The organism is Burkholderia sp. HI4860, assembly GCF_002223045.2.
Lineage (GTDB): Bacteria > Pseudomonadota > Gammaproteobacteria > Burkholderiales > Burkholderiaceae > Burkholderia.
The window spans coordinates 264344-286214 of the sequence record NZ_NKFO02000005.1 but is presented as its reverse complement, the minus strand read 5'-3'; the positions used below and the strand labels follow the sequence as shown (position 1 = coordinate 286214).

General features: G+C 67.3%; 23 protein-coding genes. 15 read left to right on the top strand and 8 right to left on the bottom strand.

Annotated elements, in window-relative coordinates; genetic code table 11:
* Positions 1-24: 24 nt before the first annotated feature.
* Together CFB34_RS35390 and CFB34_RS35385 are read right to left on the bottom strand one after the other, a co-directional pair.
* A complete protein-coding gene (locus CFB34_RS35390; protein WP_089444327.1) occupies positions 25-1293 on the bottom strand; it encodes an ATP-grasp domain-containing protein in 1269 nt (422 codons plus the stop codon).
* 44 nt (positions 1294-1337) lie between these two features.
* The gene (locus tag CFB34_RS35385) at positions 1338-2783 is read right to left on the bottom strand and encodes an MFS transporter (protein WP_089444326.1); all 1446 of its coding nucleotides are present in this window, start codon (positions 2781-2783) and stop codon (positions 1338-1340) included.
* Positions 2784-3218: 435 nt separating this feature from the next.
* Here CFB34_RS35385 and CFB34_RS35380 point away from each other — a divergent pair, with 435 nt between their 5' ends.
* Together CFB34_RS35380 and CFB34_RS35375 are read left to right on the top strand one after the other, a co-directional pair.
* Positions 3219-4337, top strand: a complete 1119-nt coding sequence (locus tag CFB34_RS35380; protein ID WP_089444325.1) for a TauD/TfdA family dioxygenase — start codon at positions 3219-3221, stop codon at positions 4335-4337.
* A 99-nt stretch (positions 4338-4436) separates the two neighbouring features.
* Positions 4437-5375: an ABC transporter substrate-binding protein gene (locus CFB34_RS35375; protein WP_089444324.1), complete on the top strand. Its 939-nt coding sequence runs from the start codon at positions 4437-4439 to the stop codon at positions 5373-5375.
* 28 nt (positions 5376-5403) lie between these two features.
* Here the strand turns inward: CFB34_RS35375 and CFB34_RS35370 are convergent, their stop codons facing one another.
* From CFB34_RS35370 to CFB34_RS35345, 6 genes are all read right to left on the bottom strand, one after another.
* Complete coding sequence (locus CFB34_RS35370; RefSeq protein ID WP_089444323.1) at positions 5404-6294, bottom strand: AidA/PixA family protein; 891 nt, start codon at positions 6292-6294, stop codon at positions 5404-5406.
* 65 nt (positions 6295-6359) lie between these two features.
* Complete coding sequence (locus CFB34_RS35365; RefSeq protein WP_011349899.1) at positions 6360-6863, bottom strand: inclusion body family protein; 504 nt, start codon at positions 6861-6863, stop codon at positions 6360-6362.
* Positions 6864-7166: 303 nt separating this feature from the next.
* Positions 7167-7550, bottom strand: coding sequence for a GtrA family protein (locus CFB34_RS35360; RefSeq protein ID WP_089444553.1), 384 nt, complete (start codon positions 7548-7550; stop codon positions 7167-7169).
* A 15-nt stretch (positions 7551-7565) separates the two neighbouring features.
* A complete protein-coding gene (locus tag CFB34_RS35355) occupies positions 7566-8609 on the bottom strand; it encodes a glycosyltransferase family 2 protein (protein ID WP_089444322.1) in 1044 nt (347 codons plus the stop codon).
* 24 nt (positions 8610-8633) lie between these two features.
* Positions 8634-10013: a glycosyltransferase family 87 protein gene (locus CFB34_RS35350; protein ID WP_089444321.1), complete on the bottom strand. Its 1380-nt coding sequence runs from the start codon at positions 10011-10013 to the stop codon at positions 8634-8636.
* Positions 10010-11251, bottom strand: coding sequence for a glycosyltransferase family 87 protein (locus CFB34_RS35345; protein ID WP_089444320.1), 1242 nt, complete (start codon positions 11249-11251; stop codon positions 10010-10012). Before CFB34_RS35345 ends, CFB34_RS35350 begins: the two co-directional genes overlap by 4 nt.
* A 203-nt stretch (positions 11252-11454) precedes the next feature.
* Here CFB34_RS35345 and CFB34_RS35340 point away from each other — a divergent pair, with 203 nt between their 5' ends.
* The 13 genes from CFB34_RS35340 (at position 11455) to CFB34_RS35280 (ending at position 21862) form a co-directional block, all read left to right on the top strand.
* On the top strand, positions 11455-11751 hold the full coding sequence (locus CFB34_RS35340; RefSeq protein ID WP_143329561.1) for a hypothetical protein: 297 nt from the start codon (positions 11455-11457) through the stop codon (positions 11749-11751).
* 553 nt (positions 11752-12304) lie between these two features.
* Complete coding sequence (locus tag CFB34_RS35335; protein WP_089444319.1) at positions 12305-12496, top strand: Flp family type IVb pilin; 192 nt, start codon at positions 12305-12307, stop codon at positions 12494-12496.
* Positions 12497-12636: 140 nt separating this feature from the next.
* Positions 12637-12819, top strand: coding sequence for a Flp family type IVb pilin (locus tag CFB34_RS35330; protein ID WP_089444318.1), 183 nt, complete (start codon positions 12637-12639; stop codon positions 12817-12819).
* Positions 12820-12910: 91 nt separating this feature from the next.
* Complete coding sequence (locus CFB34_RS35325; RefSeq protein WP_089444317.1) at positions 12911-13117, top strand: Flp family type IVb pilin; 207 nt, start codon at positions 12911-12913, stop codon at positions 13115-13117.
* Between the two features lie 28 nt (positions 13118-13145).
* Entirely contained in the window at positions 13146-13685 is a 540-nt protein-coding gene (locus CFB34_RS35320) for a prepilin peptidase (protein ID WP_089444316.1), read from the top strand.
* Between the two features lie 32 nt (positions 13686-13717).
* Positions 13718-15118 carry an ATPase gene (locus tag CFB34_RS35315; protein ID WP_089444315.1) on the top strand — a complete coding sequence of 467 codons (1401 nt, stop codon included), beginning with the start codon at positions 13718-13720 and terminating at the stop codon, positions 15116-15118.
* A 35-nt stretch (positions 15119-15153) separates the two neighbouring features.
* Positions 15154-15993 (top strand): Flp pilus assembly protein CpaB, encoded by an 840-nt coding sequence (gene cpaB, locus CFB34_RS35310; RefSeq protein WP_089444314.1) that lies wholly within the window; start codon positions 15154-15156, stop codon positions 15991-15993.
* A 104-nt stretch (positions 15994-16097) separates the two neighbouring features.
* A complete protein-coding gene (locus tag CFB34_RS35305; RefSeq protein WP_089444313.1) occupies positions 16098-18029 on the top strand; it encodes a type II and III secretion system protein family protein in 1932 nt (643 codons plus the stop codon).
* Positions 18030-18050: 21 nt separating this feature from the next.
* Complete coding sequence (locus tag CFB34_RS35300) at positions 18051-18347, top strand: hypothetical protein (RefSeq protein ID WP_089444312.1); 297 nt, start codon at positions 18051-18053, stop codon at positions 18345-18347.
* Between the two features lie 25 nt (positions 18348-18372).
* Positions 18373-19644 carry a TadE/TadG family type IV pilus assembly protein gene (locus CFB34_RS35295; RefSeq protein WP_089444311.1) on the top strand — a complete coding sequence of 424 codons (1272 nt, stop codon included), beginning with the start codon at positions 18373-18375 and terminating at the stop codon, positions 19642-19644.
* A gap of 13 nt (positions 19645-19657) precedes the next feature.
* On the top strand, positions 19658-20191 hold the full coding sequence (locus tag CFB34_RS35290) for a TadE/TadG family type IV pilus assembly protein (protein ID WP_089444310.1): 534 nt from the start codon (positions 19658-19660) through the stop codon (positions 20189-20191).
* Entirely contained in the window at positions 20188-20631 is a 444-nt protein-coding gene (locus CFB34_RS35285; protein WP_089444309.1) for a TadE family protein, read from the top strand. The genes CFB34_RS35290 and CFB34_RS35285 overlap by 4 nt, the downstream gene beginning before the upstream one ends.
* Before the next feature lie 22 nt (positions 20632-20653).
* A complete protein-coding gene (locus tag CFB34_RS35280; RefSeq protein ID WP_089444308.1) occupies positions 20654-21862 on the top strand; it encodes an AAA family ATPase in 1209 nt (402 codons plus the stop codon).
* Positions 21863-21871: the final 9 nt, after the last annotated feature.

Below are 21871 nucleotides of genomic sequence, written 5' to 3'. Positions count from 1 at the left end.
ACACCGCGCGCGGCGCCGATCGCGCTACGCCGGCGCAACCGCCCGTTCATCCGCGAAGAATTCAGCCTCGATCTCGCGAATCCGCCGGCAATCCTCCAGCAGCCGCTCGAACGTCGGGCTGTAGAGACCGACCGTGCCGAGCGCCGTCTGCAGGTCGGTCGTCACGCGTAGCGTGTCGCCCACCTTCGCCCATTGCTTGAGCCCGACGAACGACGGCAGCGCCTGGATCGCCTGCCACGTGAAGTCCTGCCGCAGCACGCCGTTGCGCGACGACAGCAGCAACACGTGCCCGCAGTAGCCGCGAAAATCCGTCGGCGCGTTGACGTCACCGAACAGCCGCTCCGGATGCAGCACCGCTTCCACGGCAGCCGACACATGATTCTCGCCGCTGACCGCGCTCGTCAGCCGCGGATCGAGGCTGCCGTGCAGCCGCGCGTTCAGCTCGACGATCGTCGGGCCGTCGGCCGTGTCGAACAGTTCGAGATGGGTCGGCCCGAAGCGCACGTCCAGCGCGTCGAGCACGGCGGCCGCGTAGTCGAGCAGCGGCGCGTAGCGCGGATCGGCGTGATTCAGCACCAGCATCTTGTCGAGCCGCGGCGCATGCGTGCGGTCGCGGTGCACTTCCCACAGGCTGACCACCCGGTGGCGGCCTTCGAACGACACCGAATCGACGATGTATTCCTGCCCCTCCGAATAGCTCTGGATCACGATGTCGTCGTTCGGCTGGTTGTACAGCGAACGGGTGGCCAGCACGTCGCGCGCGGCGGCCTCGACCTGATCGAGCGTGCGGCAGATCTTCACGCCGGCCACGCCGGCGCTGCGCGCCGGCTTCACCACGAGCGGCAGCTTGCCGTATGCGCGCGCCCATTCGAGGGCGGCGTCGACCGACGTGCTGTGGAAATGAGCCGGCGCACGCAGGCCGGCCTGACGAATGCGCTCGTTCATCGCGTACTTGTCGCGCCGCGCGGCCGACGTCGCGAGCGGATTGCGCGTCGGCACGTCGAGCCGTTCGGCGAGCGTGTCGGCCAGCTCCAGCGCCGCGTCGAGGCCGTGCAGCACCGCGCCGATCCGCAGGTCGCTCAACTGCGCGAGCGTCGCGTCGATATCGCCGTGATGCTGGACCTGGCGGATATAGTCGGACGGGACGAACTGGTTCCGGTAGATCTCCGGCAGGTCGGGGTCGCTGATCACGTGCGCGCAACGGATGCCGTAGGCGCGGAACGCGGGCGCCAGATAGGCGGCGGTCGACGCGCCGTCGACGATCAGGACGGTATCGATGAAGCGATGCGGCATGGATTCCTCGCTGGGCTGGGGGATCGGTTGAAGGGGGCTCGGGCTCAGGCCCGCGGGCCGCTATCGGGTGCACCGCGGGGCGCATCGCCGGGCCAGCGCGCGGCCAGCACGATGCAGAGGGCGACGAGCCCAGCCGCGACCGCGAACCCGCGTGCCGCGCCGGCCACGATCGCCGCGCCCTGGCCCGCGACCAGTGCGCCGAGCGCCGCGACGCCGACGGCTGCGCCCACCTGGCGCGCGGTATTGAGGATCGCCGACGCGGTGGCCGCGCGGCCGGCCTCGACGCTGCCGAGCATCGTCGACGTCAGCGCGGGAATCGCGATGCCGCCGCCGATCGCCATCGCCGCGAGCCCGGGCGCCAGCCGCGCATACGGCGTGTGCGCGCCGAGCGTCTGCCACAGCCACACGTAGCCCGCGAGCGACACGGCGAGGCCGACGATGACGGTCGCGCGGAAGCCATGGCGGACGGCGAGACGCGCGCTCGCGATGTTGGCGAGCATGATGATCGTGAGCGGCGCGAGCGCGAGCCCCGACTCGGTCGCGGTGAAGCCGCGCGCGTTCTGGAAATAGAGGCTCAGCGAGAAGATCAGCCCGTAGAACGCGGCATTCGTGATCGCGCCGATCGCGAGCACGCCCGGCACGCGCGCGATCCGGAAGAAGGCGAGCTGCAGCATCGGCGCGGCCACGCGCCGCTCGATCGCGATGAACAGCGCGCCGAGCACGAGCGACGCGGCCAGCGCACCGGCCGCATACGGATCGCTCACCCCCTGCGCGCCGGCCCGGATGATCCCGCCCGTCAGCAGCGCGAGCACGAGCATCGCGACGATCTGGCCGGCCGGATCGAACAGCCGCGTGCGCGCGGCGGCCGAATCGCGCACATGGCGCAGCGTGAGCCACAGGCCGCCCGCACAGATCGGCAGATTGATGAAGAAGATCGCGCGCCAGCCGAGCGAGTCGATCAGCAGGCCGCCGAGCGTCGGCCCGGCCGCGCTGATCGCGCCGCCCGTCGCGCTCCACCACGCGACGGCCCGCACCCGGGCGGCCGCATCGTTGGCGCACGCATGCGTGATGAGCGCGAGCGACGTGGGCAGGATCATCGCGGCGCCCACGCCCTGCGCGACACGCGCGGCGATCAGCGCGGCCAGCGACGGCGCGAGCGCGCAGCCGAGCGATGCCAGCAGGAACAGCGCGAGGCCGTACGCGAACAGCCGGCGGCTGCCGAAGCGGTCGGCCAGCGTGCCGGACGTCAGCAGCAGCGCGGCGAACGACAGCGTGTACGCATCGACGATCCATTGCAGCCCGTGGACGCTCGATCCGAATGAATGGCCGAGGCTCGGAATCGCGACGTTGACCACGGTCACGTCGAGCTGGACGATCGCGAAGCCGAGGCTCGCGGCCGCGACGGTCGGGAAGATCGCGCGCAGCGAAGTGCGGTGCGGCGGCACGCCGGCGGCCAGCGTGCGCTCGAGTGCCGGTGCGCGATCGCTCATCGCGCCCTCCGCACCGCGTGGCGGGTAGGGCGGAACGCAGCCAACGGCGCGTCGTTTCCGGGCGTACTGCGCAGCGGATGGAATCGGTTCATCTAACGGGTATCCATGGGGCGGAGGAAAGGCGCCGGCTGCCGATCGACGGCCGGCGCATCGTCGAATCCGACAGAAAACTAGCATCGACCCGTTAGCGAATACAAATAATAACCGTCGATTATTTAACAACCATTCGTGTTAAGCGACGGTGCGAACGACGCGGCCCGCCGCTCGCCGCGTTGCTGAACTTATATCGAAAATTTTTGTTTGCAATCGAATTAATATCATTTCGAAATGCAATGACGGTCTCCTAGTCTTGTCGAGCGCCGGGCCCCGAGGATGGCCACGCGCGGCGGTAGTGCCATACCGCTTATCGACCTCCGATCTTTATACGAGAGACCTATGACCTATCTCGCAGATGAACGCATCGTTTTGACGGCAGCGGAATCCAGTCACATCCGCACGACGCTCGGCGCACTGCCCTATGATCCGGCGGGCGGCGCGGGCTACATCAGCGCGGTGCGCAAGCTTGCCTACACCGCGTTTCCCGACCGGGTCGTCGACGCGTTCGATCGCGCGAAGGCGCCCACCGCCGATGCGCACGGCTCGATCGAGATCGACAACCTGCCGATCGACGACGACGTGACGGGCAGCCCGCGGTTCGAGGAAACCGGCCGCTCGTTCAAGGCCGGCGTGTTGAGCGAGAACGTGCTGGTCGCGTTGAGCACGCTGGCCGGCGAGCCGTATTCGATTGCGCACGAAGGCCGCGAGCTCGTGAACAACCTCACGCCGCACAAGGCGACCGCGCGCGACTATACGGGCCTGGGCTCCGAGGTCGAGCTCGATTTTCATATCGAGAACGCCGCGCAGGCGCACATGCCGGAGGGCGATACGTCGCCGTTCGCGTTGCTGCTGCTCGGCGTGCGCAGCGAAGCCGGCGGCGGCCCGTACACGCGGCTCGCCGATGCGCGTCGTGCGCTGCAACTGCTGTCGCCGGACGATATCGCGCAACTCTACGGCGAGCACTACATCATCCGCGTGCCGTACCGGTGGCGCGGGGCGGCGCCGACGCCGCGCGACAACACCGACCTGAGCGCGGTGCTGTCGGGGCCGCTCGAGGCGCCGCGCGTGACGGTCGCGTTCTATCCGGACATGGTGCTGGCGGTCAACACGCGCGCGCAGGAGGCGCTGGCCAACCTGTATCGCGCGGTGCGCGAGGTGTCGTTCGGCGTGCAGATTCAACCGGGCAAGCTGGTGCTGATCAACAATCATTTCACGCTGCATTCGCGCGACCGCTTCGATCCGCAATACGACGAGAACGACCGCGCATTCCGCTGGGTGCAGCGCGTGTTCGTCGCGCGCAGCCTGTGGAACTTCCGCGCATTCACGCCGCTGCAGGCGCGCGTGTTCGATCCGAAGGCGCTGTATGCGGGCGAGTCGCAAGCAACGCGTCCAGCGCCGGTTGCGCAACCGGTGACGCAACGCGCGGCCGCGGCCGAACTCGAAGCGACGCCCGCCTGAGCGGGCCGCGAACGCCAGGCGGCGACGGACGGTGAAAATCGTTCTGTTCCGCCCGCGTTCCTCGCCCGCACCATCAAAAAATAAAGGAATCCATAAGACATGAGAAGAACAGCATTCCCCGTTGCGCACGTCGTTCGCGTGCTGGCCGCCGTCCTGATCGGCAGCAGCGTGGCCGCGCAGGCCGCGACGTTCGACCTGAGTCCCGAGCAGCCCGGCCGGCTGCGAGGCAGCTTGAACCCGGCGGTCGAGCAGGCGTTGCCGGCCGGCTTCCGGTTTGCGGAAGCGAACACATTGACGATCGGCATCGCGCCGAACCTGCCGCCGCTCAGCACCTATGCGACCGATGCGCGAACGGTGGTCGGCTTCGATCCCGATCTCGCGCAGCTCGTGGCGGACAGCATCGGCCGCAAGCTCAAGCTCGTGCCGCTTGCATGGGCCGACTGGCCGCTCGCGCTGCAGTCCGGCAAGGTCGACGCGGTGATCTCGAACGTGACGGTAACCGAACAGCGCAAGGAGAAATTCGACTTCTCGACCTACCGGAAGGATCAGCTCGGCTTCTACGTGAAGAACGGCAGCCGGATCGCCGCGATCCGCGAGCCGAAAGATGTTGCCGGGCTGCGCGTCGTGACCGATTCGGGCACGAACCAGGAAAAGATCCTGCTCGAGTGGAACCGGCAGAACGTCGCGCACGGCCTCGCACCGGTCGAGATCCAGTATTACGCGGATGCGGCCGAGCGCTGGGTCGCGCTGCAGTCGGGGCGCGTCGACACGATCTTCAGCGTGAATTCGATGCTCGCTTACCAGGCGTCGCTGCGCGGCGATGCGAAGCTGATCGGCACGGTGAGCGGCGGCTGGCCGCGCACCGCGGACATCGCGATCACGACGCGCAAGGGCAGCGGCCTCGCCGATCCGCTGACGGTCGCGATCAATGCGCTGATCGCGAACGGCAGCTACCGGAAGGTGCTCGGCCGCTGGAGCCTCGACGCCGAAGCGATCGAGCGGTCGCAGACCAATCCGCCGGGACTGCCGCGTACCTGAACCGCCCGCGTGCCGATTGCCGCGACGCTCACGTGATCGGCCACTGCAGGATCACGATGCCGTCGTTGTAGTCGGCATCGGCGCCGTCCTCGGCGCCCAGCCAGCCGAGCCAGACGGAGTCGCCCGCGGACAGCGGCGCGAGGCGCGCATCGGTCGCGGATGGCCTGCCGTTGGCCGACGCGTCGATCCGGATCTTGCCGCCCTTCGAGTTCAGCGTGAACATCCTGACGCCGTCCTCGCTGTTGCCGACGAACGATGCGGCGGGTTCCGGCGCATCGTCGACGAAGAGTTTCAGGTCCTGCCGGTCGGCGGCATTCGCGTAGAAGATCGCCTTGAACGCCGTATTCGGCGGCAGCGTGAAGTGACCATTGCGATCCGACGACGGCTTGAAACCGGGCTGCTTCGTGTCCGGCCCGCTCCCCGCGATTTCGATCGACGTTTCCCAGCGGAAATAGCCCGATACGTTGCCGTCGCGGTCGTATACGCCGAAGTCGGCCGTACACGTGGTGGCGCCCGCGGCCAGCACGTCGCTGCGCCAGTAGTGGTCCTTCATCGGATGGCACGGCGGATGCAGCAGGTCGTCGGCATCCGGCACGGGCGTGGCCGCGTCGCGCACTTCGGGTTCGATCGGCGCGACGATGCCCGCCTCCTTCAAAGTGAACCGGACGAACAGCACGCTCACCTCGGCGCGCAGGGCCAGCGCGGTTTCGCGCAGGCGCAGCTGGTCGCCCGGCGACAGGCCGGTAAAGAGGCGGCTGTCGTTGTGGCCGAGCTGCGCGCCGCCGCCGGGGCTCACCACATAGAGGTGCCGGCCGTCGATCACGGTCGGTGCGGCCGGGTCCCGGCTTGCCTCCGGGTAGGCCGACAGCAACGTGACGGCGTCGACGATCACCAGCACATCGCAACGAAGACCAGACATGAGCGCTTCCTCCGCAACAAGGGGATGACGCGGGCAACCGCCGCGCGGCCGCCCGCCTGCCGCGATCAGTTATGGATCGAGATGAACGGATCCCAGGAGAAGCAGCCCTGGCTCTGACAGTTGCGATCGATGATCTGGAACTGGAAGTGGTACGTCACGCGGCCGACTTTCAGGCATTCCGACGACCAGTAGTAGTTCGCGACCTTCTGGCAGGTCGGCACCTCGGGCTTGCTGGTGTTCGGCACCGGAATGGACGCCTCCGCGACGCGCGGCGTCGGCGTCGAGATCAGTTCGTTGCCGACGTTGCCGACGAACTTGTAGAACACGACCTGGTTCTCGAAGCCCAGCGACAGGCTCGTTTCACGCCAGCGGATCAGGTCGCCGACCTGCGCCTTCAGGTCGAGTTCGCCGCCCGCCTGCCCGGAGATGACGTTGTCCTGGTTGGTCACCATATAGACATAGCGCCAGTCGATCAGCGTCGGTGCGGCCGGGTTTTTGCTGGGATTCGGATATTTTTTGAGAATGGTTTCGGTGTCGAATGAGACGAGCACATCGGTAACGCGTGACATAGAAGCTCCCGTTTGAATGAATGGGACTTATTGTTGCGCGAATTTCTTCGTGCGGCCGCCATCGCCTTGTCCTGCAAGGCTTCGTGCCGATCAAGGCAAGTGCAGGCGAGATGGCGAATGCAGATTATCCCGTTCGGTTAATTCCGGAAGCTGTAAAGGTAAACAGGGTATTAATATTATTTCGGACGGTAATTTTGAAATCGGATTCAATCGGCTCGATGCGTTACATAAATATAGCGACATTGAACCTGTTAATGGAGCAGCCGATTAATTCCGGGCGTGGCGGAAAGGGCGCGGGATGGCTTACCGGTAGGTCCACAGCCGGTGCAGCGCGAACGTGGTCGGCGGAACCAGCAGTGCGATCGCGACGATGCTCATCCCGCGGGAGCTTCCGAGCGCTTCGGCCGCCCGCGCGAGCAGCATCGTTTCGACGAAGCCGGCCAGCGTGACCGCGAGAAAGCGCAGCGCGTTGCGCGTGCGCATCGTCGACGAGAAGCTCCACAGCGTATTCGCGAGATACGAGAAGGCCGTCGCGCAGAGGAAGGCGATCGCGTTCGCCGTCACCAGCGTCGCATCGGACCGCGCGAACAGCGCCGCGGCCACCAGCGTGTGGATCGCGGTCGAGCCGAGCCCGGACACGCCGAAGCGCACGAGCCGCGTGCGCTCGGCATGGAGCAGGGCGATCATGACCGTCGGCACGGGTCAGCGTGCGCCGATCCGCGCACGGGTCGGCTGCACGCGCCGGCGGGCGATCTGGCGGCGCGCATCGCGCGCGACCGGGAGTTCGATCACCTTGCCGTGCGCCTGGTAGCGGCGGCGGATCAGGTAGACGGGCCGCTGCTTCGACTCGTCGTAGATCCGCCCGACGTATTCGCCGACGACCCCGATCCCGATGAGCTCGATCCCGCCGATGAACAGCGTGACCGAGATCAGCGATGCGTAGCCGAGCACCGGATTGCCGAACAGCAGCGTGCGGACGATGATGAACGCGCCGTACAGGAACGCGAGCGTGGCGATGCCGACGCCGATGTAGGTCCAGCTGCGCAGCGGCACGGTGCTGAAGCTGGTGATGCCTTCCAGCGCGAAATTCCACAGCTTCCAGCCGGAGAACTTCGAGTGCCCGGCGCTGCGCGCGTCGCGCTGGTATTCGACGATCACGGTGCGGTAGCCGACCCATGCGAACAGCCCCTTCATGAAGCGATGCCGCTCGGGCAGGTTGCGCAGCGCGTGCACGACCTTGCGGTCCATCAGCCGGAAATCGCCGACGTTCTCCGGGAGTTTCACGTCCGACAGCAGGTTGTGCACGCGATAGTAGATCGCGGCCGCCGTGCGTTTCGCGTACGAGTCGCACGCGCGGTTGCTGCGCTTCGCCGCGACGACTTCCGCGCCGTCGCGCCAGTGCTCGATCATCACGGGAATCAGGCTCGGCGGATCCTGCAGGTCGGCGTCGAGCGGGATCACCGCGTCGCCGAGCGCTTCGTCGAGGCCGGCCGTGAGTGCCGCTTCCTTGCCGAAGTTGCGGGTGAGGTCGATCACGCGCACGCGCCGCTCGGCGCTGCTGATCCGGATCAGCCGGTCGAGCGTGTCGTCGCGGCTGCCGTCGTTCACGCAGACGATCTCGAAACGGATCGCGTCGATGGACGTCATCAGCGGCATCACGACGTCGAAGAAATGCTCGACGGCCTCGCCTTCGTTGTAGAACGGCACGACCAGCGAGATGAGCGGTGTATAGAGTGGTTCCCGCATGGTGATTCCCCTTGTGATGTCGTTTCACCGATGCGCGCCGATGGTCGGTCGGCCGGTGCGGCGCATTCCGTACGCCGGGCGGTGATGCGTTCGGGCCTGATGGGTGAACGCGGTTTCGGTCGAGTTGTCGTGGGTGTCCGGCATCGACGGCACGTCGTGTCGCTCCCGGGCGACCCGGCTGACGAGCAGCGCGAGCGACGCCAGCGTGACGAGCGGCATGAACTGGAACGACAGATGCGGCACGACCGCGAGGCCCGCGAGCGGCATCAGCCACAGCAGCAGCAGCCATTCGCGATCGAAGCGGCGCCAGCCGTGCGTCCACGCATAGCGCGCGTACCACGCGATCACGATGCCGTACCAGGTCAGGTCGTAGTCGTACAGATAGGGGCTGACGAGCAGGCAGGCGCACGCGAGGGTCGCGGCGCGCAGTGCGTACGAGCAGGCGCCGCGCCAGGTATAGATGACGGCGAGGGCCGCGGTCGCGGCAGACAGCAGCTGGAGGCTGGTGGCGACGGTGGCGGGCCAGCCTGCCATTGCGGCCAGCGCGAACACGGTCGGCATTCGCGGGAGCTTCGCATGGCCGGCGCTGACGACCTGGTACACGCCGTGCATCCCGTGTGCGAATGCGATCCACGAATCGACGCCGAACGCGAGCGTGGCGAGCACGACACAGGCGGCAATCGTCGCCGCCCATGCGGCCAGTGCGCGCCACTGGCCGGCACACAGCAGCGCGAGCGGAAACAGGATGGCCATCTGCGGCTTCATCATCAGCATGCCGAAGCAGATCCCGGCCCATACGGGGCGGCGATTCAGGAGCAGCAGGCCCAGGCCGCCGAGCGTCGCGGTAAACAGGCTGGTTTGCCCGACGACGAGGGTCACGAACGCGGCGGGGAAGGCCAGCGCGCACAGCCACGCGGTGCCGCGCTGCACGGTCGATTGAATGACGACGGCGAACAGCACGTACGTGACGCCGAGCCAGAGCACGACCGCCAGCGTGTACGGAAGCCAGCCAAGCGGCAGGACCAGCAGCAGCATGGAGGGCGGATAAAGCCACAGAAGTGCGCCGTCCTCGAGATTCATGCTCGGTACGGCGAGTTGCTGGACCGCAAACAACGCATTGAAATGCCAGACGTCGGCGGCGCGCCCGTGCGCGGCGAGCCAGGCCGCGCTCCAGATCGCGGAGAAATCCTGCGACAGCGGCACCAGTGCGGCGCCGTGCTGCAGGACCAGCCGCGCAATGTAGATACCGATGAACAGGAGTTCGGTCAGCAACACGCCGAAGGCATAGATGCGCACGCGATCGCGATTGAGCCAGTGAGGATAGCGGCGCGGGCCGGCGATCGGGAGTTCGGGATGCGCAGCCATTGAAGGATGGGCATGGCGAACGAAAAGGGGCACCTTCATTGCGAATCCCGGGGCGAGCGCCGGGCCGTGCGGCGAACGACGACGAACAGCACGGCAAGCAGGACGATCGGGCCGATCTGCGGCAGCTTCATCAACCGGTTCAGCATCTCGAAGATCGGCAGCAGCCACGCGAGCACGATCACGGCCTGGTCGCCGGGCAGCCAGCCTTCATCGAAACCATGGGCGATCAGGCAGAAGATCGCGATGCCGAGCCAGGTCAGTTCGTAGTGCCACAGATAGGGCGTAGTCAGCAAGGTGGCGACGGAGAGTACGGCGCTCCTCAAGCGCAGGTCGGGCGTGCGGCGCCACACGTCGACGGTCGCCGCGATGGCGAGCAGCGCGATTGCCGCCTGCGCGGCGAGTGCGGTCGGCACAGAGACGCCGGCGAGCCGCAGCGCGGCGAACGGTGTCGGCGACGCCAGCCAGTACGACGGCAGCATGAAATGCTGGTCGCGCACCGTCGCCACGGCCTGGCCGAGTCCATGCAGTGCGCCGGTACCGGTGAGCGCGACCCCGGCCGCCGCGAACAGCATCGCGGTGATGGCCGCGGCCCCGAACGCGCGCCACGCCCGCGCGGCGATCAGCGCGAACGGGAACACCACGGCGAGTTGCGGCTTGATCGCGAGCAGCCCGATCAACACGCCGGCCACGACCGGACGCTTGCCGAGCAGATGCAGCGCGAGTGCGGCGAGGCCGGCGGTCAGGATGCTGTTCTGGCCGAACAGCGCCGACATGCACACGGCCGAATACGCGGCCACGACGAGCGCCGCGGCACGCGGCACGGGAAGATGCGCGCGCAATCCCGACAACCGCGAGATGGCGAACGCGTAGCATAAAAGACTGCCCGCGGAAAAGAGGAAGTAAGCGGGCAGGAAAGGCACAAGGGCAACCGGCGCGATGAACAGCAACATCGTCGGCGGATAGAGCCAGGGAAGCGGCCGATGCTGCAGATACGCACCGAAGTGCGCGGTCTCGGCCTGCAGGAAGGAGGAAGCGTCGTAGGCCGATGGGGCATGGCCTTGCAATACGAGATGCGATGCGGTCCAGAAGACCGAGAAGTCCATGCCCGGACGGGTCACGTCGCTCGAGGTAAAGCCGTCGGTCACGACACCCCACACGATCACCAGGGCGACGAAGAGCATCAGCATGATGCAGCTGTACGGGACGATGCGGTCGGCTGTCAGCCATTGAGCACAGCGTATGGCGCGAATGCGCGTCCCACGATTGGCTGTGTACATGATTCCCCGTCTGTGTGTAGAGGCTGCCTGGCTTTATGCAGCCGTTCGATGTGGTCGTGCCTGCGGATCGATTCGCGCTCAAATGGCGCTGTCCGGTGAATTCATTGTTGAAGAAAAAATCGCGTGATGCAAACCGCCCGCTGAAAGCCGAGGTTTGGATTTCTCGGGACAGCGCGTAAAAACCGGATTTTCAGGTATGAGAAATGCGCAAATCCGGATTTCATGTTTCTGCTTTGAAACATTCGGGCATTTTGACCGGCTCCGAATCGCGGCGGTCGCGGGCAACGCAGGCCGCTTCGCGCGTTCGGGAAAATCCCGAGCAGAAATTTTTGCTCCTTGTCGCAGCGCGGCGGCGGGCATTCCGGCTTACAACGCTTGCGAAAAAACATAGATCAATTTTGAAACATTTTGCGTATCGGGCCCCGGGCCGGGCCGCACCGGCATCGCCGGAACCCTTGCTGCGCCTCGATTTCGCTCAAGGTGGCCTGCTCTTTGCGTAAGCGTTGGCACGGCAGTCGACGAGGTGACGACCGGGCGGTTCCGGCAAATGGACAAAAGGAACCGGCTTCGAAATCGCCTGCGGAAAGGACGGCCGGAGCGCGTCGAAGAACATGCAGCTCCAGGTCGATTCACTTCGCAAGCATTCGTCGAATGACCGTTGTGACCCGGTGTCTTCAGGGCAACAAGAAATCGGCATGACCGAATACGGGGAATAAAAATGAAAGACCACAGCGCACCGCGGCTCGCAAGCCGCGTTAAAGACATATTGCAGCTTTGCCGGGAGTTTGTTTCCCGTTCAACCGGATTCCATGCGTCGAACGGCCGTCGTGCCGTTCGGGTCGATCGGGGCGCCCGGTTCATCCGGCCGGTCGCGCCGTACACGACTCTCTCGCCTTCTGCCTCGCTGATACCCGTTCGCACGGACAGGGGTCTACATCCCCGTTCCCGCAACTGAGCGGAGCGTTCCGTTTTTCTCGAGTAGTGCCGGTGGTGCCCGTCCCGACGTCGTGAACGACGAAGGGTAATTCATAGCAGTCCGAAAGGAGATTACGGATGAAACGAGTCATCGAAAAGATCGCCTGGTTCGATCGGGATCAGGACGGCGTGACGGCCATCGAATACGGCCTGATCGCTGCACTGATCGCGCTCGGCCTCGTCGTCGCGTTGACGGCGGTCGGTACGGACCTGTCGACCGTGTTCAGCACGATCGCCTCGAGTCTGGATTCAGCAGTTACAGCACTTTGAAGGACGGTACGACGAACGGTGCATCCGAATCGCGCGTCGGCACCACACGGCATCAACACACCACCTCGACGTACCGATGCACGGTCATCCGACCAGCCGGCACGCGAGGGCTTTGAAAGTCACCACGCAAGGAGAACACCATGTCCAAGTTCATTCAACAAGCCGCCCGTTTCGTTCGCGATGAAGACGGCGTGACCGCCATCGAATACGGCCTGATCGCCGCGCTGATCGCCGTCGGCATCATCGTCGCCGTCACCGCGGTCGGCACGCAGCTCAAGACCGTGTTCACCACGATCGCTGCCGACCTGACCGCGGCCGTTTGAGGCCGCTGGAAAGCAGAGCGTGCGGACGGCTCGGCCGGTGCAGCGTTCGAGCCGCTCCCACGCATCTGATCACCCGGAACCGGAGACCATCATGCGAACCAGCGCGCGTGTCGCAAGCCTCGAGATCGGCGACGAGCAGGGCGTGGCGTCGATCGAGTATGCGTTCCTCGCCGCGACGTTCGTCGTCGCGTTGCTGGGCAGCGCAGTCACGCTGACGGGCTCGCTTGCCGATACGTACGCGGTGATCGCAACGGCCGTCATGGCTGCCGCGGCCACCGCACTGGCGATGGTTTCCTGATCCTTCGATTCGCTTCGCGAGGTTCGCCATGCTACCCGTTGCGCCGCCTTACCCGATTCCGCTGTGCGTGACGCTGCTCGCGGTCGCCGCGGCCGGCACGGATCTCGCCGCCCGCCGTATTCCGAATCCGCTCGTCGTGCTCGGCCTCGCCGGCGCGCTGGTCGCCCAGTGCCTGCTGCACGGTGTCCTGGCAGGCGCACTCGGCTGGCTTGCCGGCGCGGCGACCGGTTTCGCGCTGCTGCTGCCGTTCTACCTGTTGCGCGGGATGGCCGCCGGCGACGTGAAGCTGATGCTCGCGATCGGTGCGTGGGTCGGCGCGCAGATGACGGTGTACATCGTGCTGGCCACCTTCGTGGCCGGCGGGGTCGGTGCACTCGCGGTCGTGCTGTTGCGCGGGCGGATGCGCCAGATGTGGACGAATGTCCGCGCGCTGCTCGCGCGGCATGCGCGAGGCACGCGTGCGGAGGCCGCCGACGGCCCCGCGGCAATCACGTCGGTCGGCTCGCTGCCGTATGGCGTGGCGATCGCGGCCGGCACGCTGGGCATGCTGTTCGCGTCGTACGCGTGACGCGACGCATCCGCAACGAGGATGGAGCGACCATGAACACGAACCCTACCGAACCGAGACGCGACGCGCAGGTGGCCCGTCTGCCCGATCCGCTGCCGTCGCGGGAGGCGCATACGAAGCTGGGCGCGCAGCCGCCGGTGGCGCCGCGCACGCTCGAGGAAACGGGTCTGAGCAAGACGTTCGTTGCCGGGCTCGTGCTGAAGTCGACGCTGATGCTCGGCCGCCCGACCTACGGCGACCTGGTCGAGCGGCACTGCCTGCCGCTCGCGGTACTCGACGACGTCTTTGCGTTCCTGGTGCGCGAGCGCCTCGTCGAACTCACGCATCGCGGGGCGACCGATCTCGACGTGACGTTCCGCCTGACCGATGCGGGCCGGGTGAGTGCGCTCGAGGAGCAGGCGCGCAACGGTTACAGCGGGCCTGCGCCGGTGACGCTCGACGCATATCTCGCCTGCGTGGCCGCGCATTCGGTACGCATGCTGCACATCGGCCAGAACGACGTGTGGGCCGCGTTCGAAGGCATCGTGATCGACACGTCGGTGCTCGACGCGGCGGCCGCCGCACTGAATGCGGGCCGTCCGCTGCTGATCCATGGCCCGGCCGGTAGCGGCAAGACCTTTCTCGCCGAGCGGCTCGGCTCGCTGATGCACGGCTACGTGCCGGTGCCGCATGCGATCTGCGTGGCCGGTGAAGTGATTCAGGTCTACGACCCGCTCGTGCATGTCGACGCGGCGTCGCAACCCGGCGGCCAGGCGGTCGATCGCCGCTGGCGCCTGTGCGAGCGGCCGGTCGTGATGTCCGGCGGCGAACTGACGCTCGACGAGCTCGACCTGCGCCGCGATCCGGTTGCCGGCTTCTACCAGGCGCCGCCGCACATGAAGGCGAACATGGGCATGTACGTCGTCGACGATCTCGGCCGCCAGCGCGTCGAGCCGCGCGACCTGCTCAATCGCTGGCTGCGCCCGCTCGATCGCGGCGTCGATTTACTGACGCTCGAATCCGGCAACCGCTTCGTGATGCCGTTCGACGTCTGGCCGGTGTTCTCGAGCAACCTGTCGCCGGAGCAACTGGGCGACGACGCGTTCCTGCGCCGCCTCGGCTCGAAGCTGCACGTCGGTGCGCTGTCGATCGACGACTACCGCGCCGTGTACCACGCGGCCTGCGCATCGCTCGGTCTCGTCTCGGCGAGCGATGCGTTCGACTATCTGCTGCATCGGCTGCATCTGCCGACCGGCAAGGCGTTTCTCGCCTGCTTCCCGGCGGACCTGCTGCGTCTCGTCGCCGCCGGCGCGCGTTACCGCGGCGATCCGCCCGAAGTGACCCACGACGCGCTGTACGACGCCTGGGCGAGCTATTTCGGCACGGTGCCTGAACGGGACGGCGGCCATCCGCCACCCGTCGAGCGCGGCGGGCGCACCTACGTCACCGGTTGAGCGGTTTCTTTCACGATTCGTCGAGGAGCATTGCCATGAAAAACAGTCGAGCAATCCTGATGCTGGTCGTCGCGATGGTCGCGGGTCTTGCCGCGGTGGTGTTCGCGTCCCACTGGCTGATGCAGACATCCACGAGCGCGGTCACGCCGGTTGCGGTGGCGGCCACCGACCTGAACCTGGGCGAACCGCTCGGGCCGAACCAGATCCGCATGGTGAGCTGGCCGTCGGGCAGCGTGCCGACCGGCGCGTTCACCGATACCAAGGCGCTTGAAGGGCGCGTGGTCCGCACCAGCCTGTCGCGCGACGAGCCGGTGATCGAGTCGAAGCTCGCGCCGGTCGGCACGAAGGGCGGGCTGTCCGCGGTCATCGCCGACGGCAGCCGCGCGATCACCGTGCGCGTGAACGACGTGGTCGGCGTCGCGGGCTTCGCGTTGCCGGGCAACTACGTCGACGTGATCGTCAACACGCAGGAACAACAGGGCAAGACCGACGGGCAGAGCATCTCGAAGATCGTGCTCGAGCACATCCTCGTGCTCGCCGTCGCGCAGCAGGTGAGCCGCGACGACACGGCGCCGAAGGTCGTCAACGCGGTGACGCTGGAAGTCACGCCCGACCAGGCCGAACGGCTCGACCTCGCGCGCAGCGTCGGCACGCTGTCGCTCGTGCTGCGCAACCAGGTCGACCAGAAGACGCTGAACACCGACGGGGCGACCAAGCTGACGCTGCTCGGCAAGGAGCCCGCACCGGAAGCGCCGCCGGCACCGGCCCGTGTGAAGACGGTGCGCGTGCACGTCGCATCGCACGCGGGGCCGGAAGTACGGCGCGACTGCGTCGGCGTGCTGACGGGCGTGAGGGGCAGCGTCGAATGCTTCTGATGCAGCGGCACGCATCCAGATAAACAGAACGGCCGTCAGCGAGACACGGCGGCCTTGGAAGTCGATAACCGGCGCAGCGCCGGTCTCTCGGGGGATCAGACGAAATGAAGACCAAACCGCAATGCACCGGGTCCGGCCCGCTGCGTACACGCGTCGCACGGGGCACGATGATGGCCGCGATCCTCTGTTCGGGATGGCTGACCGTCTATGGCGCACTGGCTCAGGAAGGCGTCGAAGCGGGCGCACTGACGAAGGGCGGCGCCGGCGCGCCGGCCACCCTCGGCAAGGGGCCGATGCAGATGACGATCAGCATGGGGCCGGTGGCGGCCGCCGCACCCGCCGCGTCGGCGGGGCCGCTGCGCGGGCCGAACTGCGTCGGCGCCGTGCGTGATTCGACCAGTGTCAGCGTGCCGCTCGGCAAGTCGCTGCTGGTGCCGATGCCGGAGCCGGTGCGCAATCGGACGATCGGCAATCCGGCCGTCGCACAGGCGACGATGGTGTCGCCGCAGACGCTGTACATCCTCGGGCTGTCGGTCGGCACGACGAACATGATCGTGCAGGGCCGGAGCGGTGCATGCCGCGTGATCGACGTGGCCGTCGGTGCGGATGCCGGCGGCCTGCAGGCATCGCTGCAGCAGCTGATGCCGAACGAGCGCGACATCCGCGTGACGACCGCGGCCGGCACGATCGTGCTGTCGGGCACCGTGTCGAGCTCGCAGGCCGCGCAACAGGCCGTGCAGATCGCGCATGCCTACGGCGACAGCGCTGGCGGCGGCGATCCGGCCGCGGGCGCGGGCGGCAAGCAAAGCGGCGGCGGTGTGCTGAACATGCTGGCCGTCACCTCGCCGCAGCAGGTGATGCTCGAGGTGAAGGTGGCCGAGGTGTCGAAGACGCTGATGAACCAGATGGGCAGCGCGCTCAACATCCAGGGCGGCTTCGGTTCGTGGAGCGGCGCGCTGGTCAGCAACCTGCTCGCGGGGGTGGCGAGCGGGGTCGCGTTCAGCAAGGCGAACAACAAGCCGTTCAACCTCGCGGCCGACGCGCAGAACACCGACAACCTGGTCAAGATCCTCGCGGAACCGAATCTCGTGACGATCAGCGGCCAGGAAGCGACGTTCCTCGCCGGCGGCAAGATCTTCATCCCGATCCCGCAGAGCAGCGGCAACGGCACGTCGTCGATCACGCTGCAGGAAGAGGAATTCGGCGTCGCGCTGAAGTTCACGCCGACCGTGCTGGCGAACGGCCGGATCAGCCTGAAGGTGGCTCCGGAAGTGTCGGAGCTTTCGCAGACGGGCGTCACGTTGAGCGCGGCCAACATCGGCGGCACGTCGATCCTGCCGCTGATCACGACGCGGCGAGCATCGACGACGGTCCAGATGAGCGACGGCGAATCGTTCGCGATCGGCGGGCTGATCAAGGACAACGTGACGGGCGCGCTGAAGGCGATCCCGGGCGTGGGCGAAGTGCCGGTGCTCGGCGCGTTGTTCCGCAGCACGTCGTTCCAGCAGGACCGCACCGAGCTGATCTTTCTGATCACGCCGCACCTCGTGAAGCCGCTGCAGACCGCCGACGTGCCGCTGCCGACCGACAGCTTCTCGAAGCCGAACGAAGCCGACGTGTATGCGACGGGCAACATGGAAGGCCGTGGCGGGGTTCGCAAGCCTGCTGCGCAACCGTCGAACGGCGCGGCAGACGCCCAGCAGGCACCGGCTCAAGCGCCCGCACCGGCGCCGCAATCGGACGCGCCGGCCGGCCCGAGCGCCGTGCTGCCCGCCCCGCGCGCGCCGCAAGGGGCGGACGCGCAGCCGCCGGTACCTGCCGAACCGCAGAAGGCGCCGGCGCCGGCCGCGGTGTCGCAATCCGGCGCAGCCGACGCGGCCCGCATCGCGTCCATCGAAGCCGCGGCCGCGCGCCTGGCGGCGACCGGCCCCGACGCATCGGCCCAGCCGGCTGCGCCGGCGCGACCGAAGCACCGGATCCCGGCGGCTGCCCACGCGCAGATCGCGCGCTCGGAACCCGAGTCCACCGACCGTTGATGCCATTCCAAGGGGACACTCATGAAATCCGCCTACCTCGTATTCGTGCGCCGCGCGGCGCTCGCCGCACCGCTCGCGTTCGCGCTTGCCGGCTGCATGTCGTCCACGCCGGTGTGGGACACCCGCTTCGGCCAATCGGTCCGCGCCGTGACGCAGGCCCAGATCATCGATCCGCATGCCGTCGAACACGCGGCCGCGACGACGGTGGTCAGCGGCAGCGCGGCCGCGTCGGCGCTCGACAACTACGACAAGTCGTTCAAGCAGATCGATCCGCCCGCCAATGCGTTCGTGATCGGCGTCGGCAAGGCTACCCAGTAACGACGGCACGCTCAGGGAGAACGCCATGAACCGCGCAGTTCGTCGTCCGAAAGTCATGCGTCGCAGCCTGCATCGCCAGCGCGGTGCCGTCGCGATCGTCGTCGGTCTCGCACTGGCGGTGATGATCGGGTTCGTCGGTCTCGCGCTGGATCTCGGCAAGCTGTACGTCACGCGCAGCGAACTGCAGAACAGCGCCGATGCGTGCGCGCTGTCGGCTGCGCGTGACCTGACCGGGGCCATCAGCCTGTCGGTGGCCGAGGCCGACGGCATTGCCGCCGGCCACCTGAACTTCGTGTTCTTCCAGAACCAGTCGGTGCAGATGTCGACGAATGCGAACGTCACGTTCAGCGATTCGCTCACCGACCCGTTCGTGACGAAGGGCTCGGTCACGACGCCGGCGAACATCAAGTACGTGCAGTGCACCGCGTCGCTGAGCAACATCGCGAACTGGTTCATCGAGGTGCTGAACGTGCTGCCGGGCACGAAGCTCGCGAACGCGGCGACCGTGTCCGCCAGTGCGATCGCGACGGTGGGCGGCGGGCAGACGACCTGCGCGATTCCGGTGTTCGTGTGTCGCGGCCCGTCCGATCCGGTCTACAAGGTCGGCGACTGGATCGCGTCGCCGTCCGGGTCGTCGTCGACGTACGGGCCCGGCAACTTCGGCTGGGCGGCGCTCGACGGCTCGACGAACGAACCGACCCTCGCGAGCGAGCTGTCGGGCAACACCTGCAACATCACGAGCCCGCCGGATCTCGCCACCACTGGCCTGAAGTCGGCGTCGCTGCGGGCCTGGAACACGCGCTTCGGCATCTATACGAACGGCGCGAACGGCTCGAGCGGCCAGCCCGACTTCACCGGCTATGCGTATGTCGGCCCGAACTACGGGCCGCCCGGAACGGCGGGCATCAAGGGCGACGCGTACACGCAGTTCGTGGCCGACCGCGCAGCCTTCAAGTCCTACCAGGGCGACGGCGCGCCGCCTTCGGGCAGCGGGATCAACACCAACGGCACCGCGACGGCGAGCAACTACCAGACTTACGGCAGCGACCGCCGTGTCGCGCTTGCGCCGGAAGGCGACTGTTCGACGCTGAAGGGCAGCAGCGGCAAGGTGCACGTCACGCAATGGGATTGCGTGCTGATGCTCGATCCGCTGCCGTTCAGCGCGGGCAGCGGCGCTATCGTCGCGCATCTCGAGTACCTCGGCTCGTCGGTCTCCGGCAACAACCCGTGCGCGACGCACGGCTTGCCGGGCAGTGGCAGCGCGTCCGGGACCCAGGTCCCGATGCTCGTTCAATAGCGGAGAGCGGATCATGAACAAGCCCCCGTCTCGCCGTTCGCGCACCCGTGGCGTCGTCGCCGTGGAATTCGCGATCGTGCTGATGCCGATGATCCTGCTCGCGACCGGCGTGGCCGAGTTCGGCCGCGCGATCTACCAGTACGAGACGCTGACCAAGGCGACGCGCGATGCGGCGCGCTACCTGTCGGTCTGGCTGCCGACCGATAGCGCGTACCCGGTGTCGGCGGCGCAGTGCCTGGTCGTCTACGGCAGCACGACGTGCGGCGCGGCCGGCACCGAGCTGGTGCCGGGGCTCAAGACGTCGATGGTGACGATCTGCGACGCGCAGCGCACGACCGGCTGCAGCGACCCGTCCGACCCGTCGCAGTTCGCGAACCTGCCGACCTACGACGCGAACAACAACGCGGCGAGCGGCACGGCATCGGGCGCGATCAACGTCGTCGAGGTGAAGATCAAGGGCTACAGGTATCAGCCGATCCCCGTGTACCCAGGGCTCTCGTCGATCACGTTCGGCAACATCGTCACCGTGATGAGGCAGGTGTCATGAACGCGCGCCATTTCCCGCTGTCGCGCCGGCGCGGCCAGCGCGGCTCGGCACTCGTCGAGTTCGGGCTGATCGCATCGGCCCTGGTCATGCTGCTGATCGGCATCTTCGAATTCGGCCGCGTGCTGTTCTACTGGAACACCGCGAGCGAAGCCGTGCGCCTCGGCGCACGCACTGCGGTGGTGTGCGACGTCAATGCCGCCGGCGTCGCGAAGCGCGTGACCGCGCTGCTGCCACTGCTGTCGAGTGCGAACGTGTCGGTGAACTACACCCCGGCCAACTGCACCGTGAACACGTGTTCGTTCGTGACCGTGAGCGTCACGAACGTCACCGTCAAGACGATGATCCCGTTCGTGAACGTCACGGTGACGATGCCGCCGTTCACGACGACACTGCCGCGAGAAAGCCTGACCTCCGCGACCGGCGGCGCCAACTGCAATTGATCGAACAGGCGAGGCACACGACATGATCAACATCCTCGTAGCTTCCGACGACACCGCGCGACTCACGCAGATCGCGCGCCTCGTGGCCGACTGCGGACGCTATCGTGCAACGCGCGCGACCGGGCGCCCATCGCAGATCGAACATCGCACCGACGGGCTCGACGCGTTCGACATCCTGCTGGTGGACGGTACGTCGTTCGACGCGCCCGAGCGGGCGGCGATCGAGCGGATCTGCCGTGCGCATGCCGGGCTGACCTGCATCCTCGTGACGGCCGACACGTCGCCGCACGTGCTGCTCGACGCGATGCGCGCAGGCGCACGCGACGTGCTGCAGTGGCCGCTCGACACACAGGTGCTTGGCAATGCGCTCGAACGCGCGGCCGCGCAAAGCACGCGGCGCGACACCGACGACACGCGGATCGTGTCGTTCATGTCGTGCAAGGGCGGGGCCGGCACGAGCTTCGCTGCCAGCAACCTCGCATTCGAGATCGCGGAAGGCTTCAAGCGCCGCGTGCTGCTGATCGACCTGAACCAGCAGTTCGCCGACGCGGCGTTCCTCGTCAGCGACGAAACCCCGCCGTCGACGCTGCCGCAGCTGTGCGCGCAGATCGAACGGCTCGACAGCGCGTTCCTCGATGCGAGCGTCGCGCACGTGACGGAAAACTTCCACGTGCTCGCGGGCGCCGGCGACCCGGTCAAGGCCGCCGAGATGCGCGAGGACGCGCTCGAATGGATCCTGGGTGTGGCCGCGCCGCGTTACGACTTCGTGATCTTCGACGTCGGCGTCTGCATCAATCCGCTGTCGATGGTCGCGCTGGATCGCAGCGACCAGATCGCGCTCGTGCTGCAGCCCGCGATGCCGCACGTGCGGGCCGGGCGCCGGCTGCTGGAGATCCTCGTGTCGCTCGGCTACTCGACCGACCAGATGCGCCTGATCGTGAACCGCGCGACGCGCGCGAGCGACCGCACTCGGGCGGCGCTCGAGGAAGTGCTCGGCCTGCACGCGGCCTGCACGATTCCCGACGATGCCGACACCGTGCTCGACGCGATCAACCAGGGCCATCCGGTGTCGCGGGTCGCGCGCGGCACGGGGGTCGTCCGTGCGTTGCAAGGGTATGCGAAGCAACTCGTCGAAGGGGAGGTGCGCGCGGGGCACGGCGCGACGCACAGCGAACCGCTGATGTCCCGGCTGTTCGGCCGCAAGGCCACGCCGAAGCTCAAGTCCATGTAAGTCTTTCGG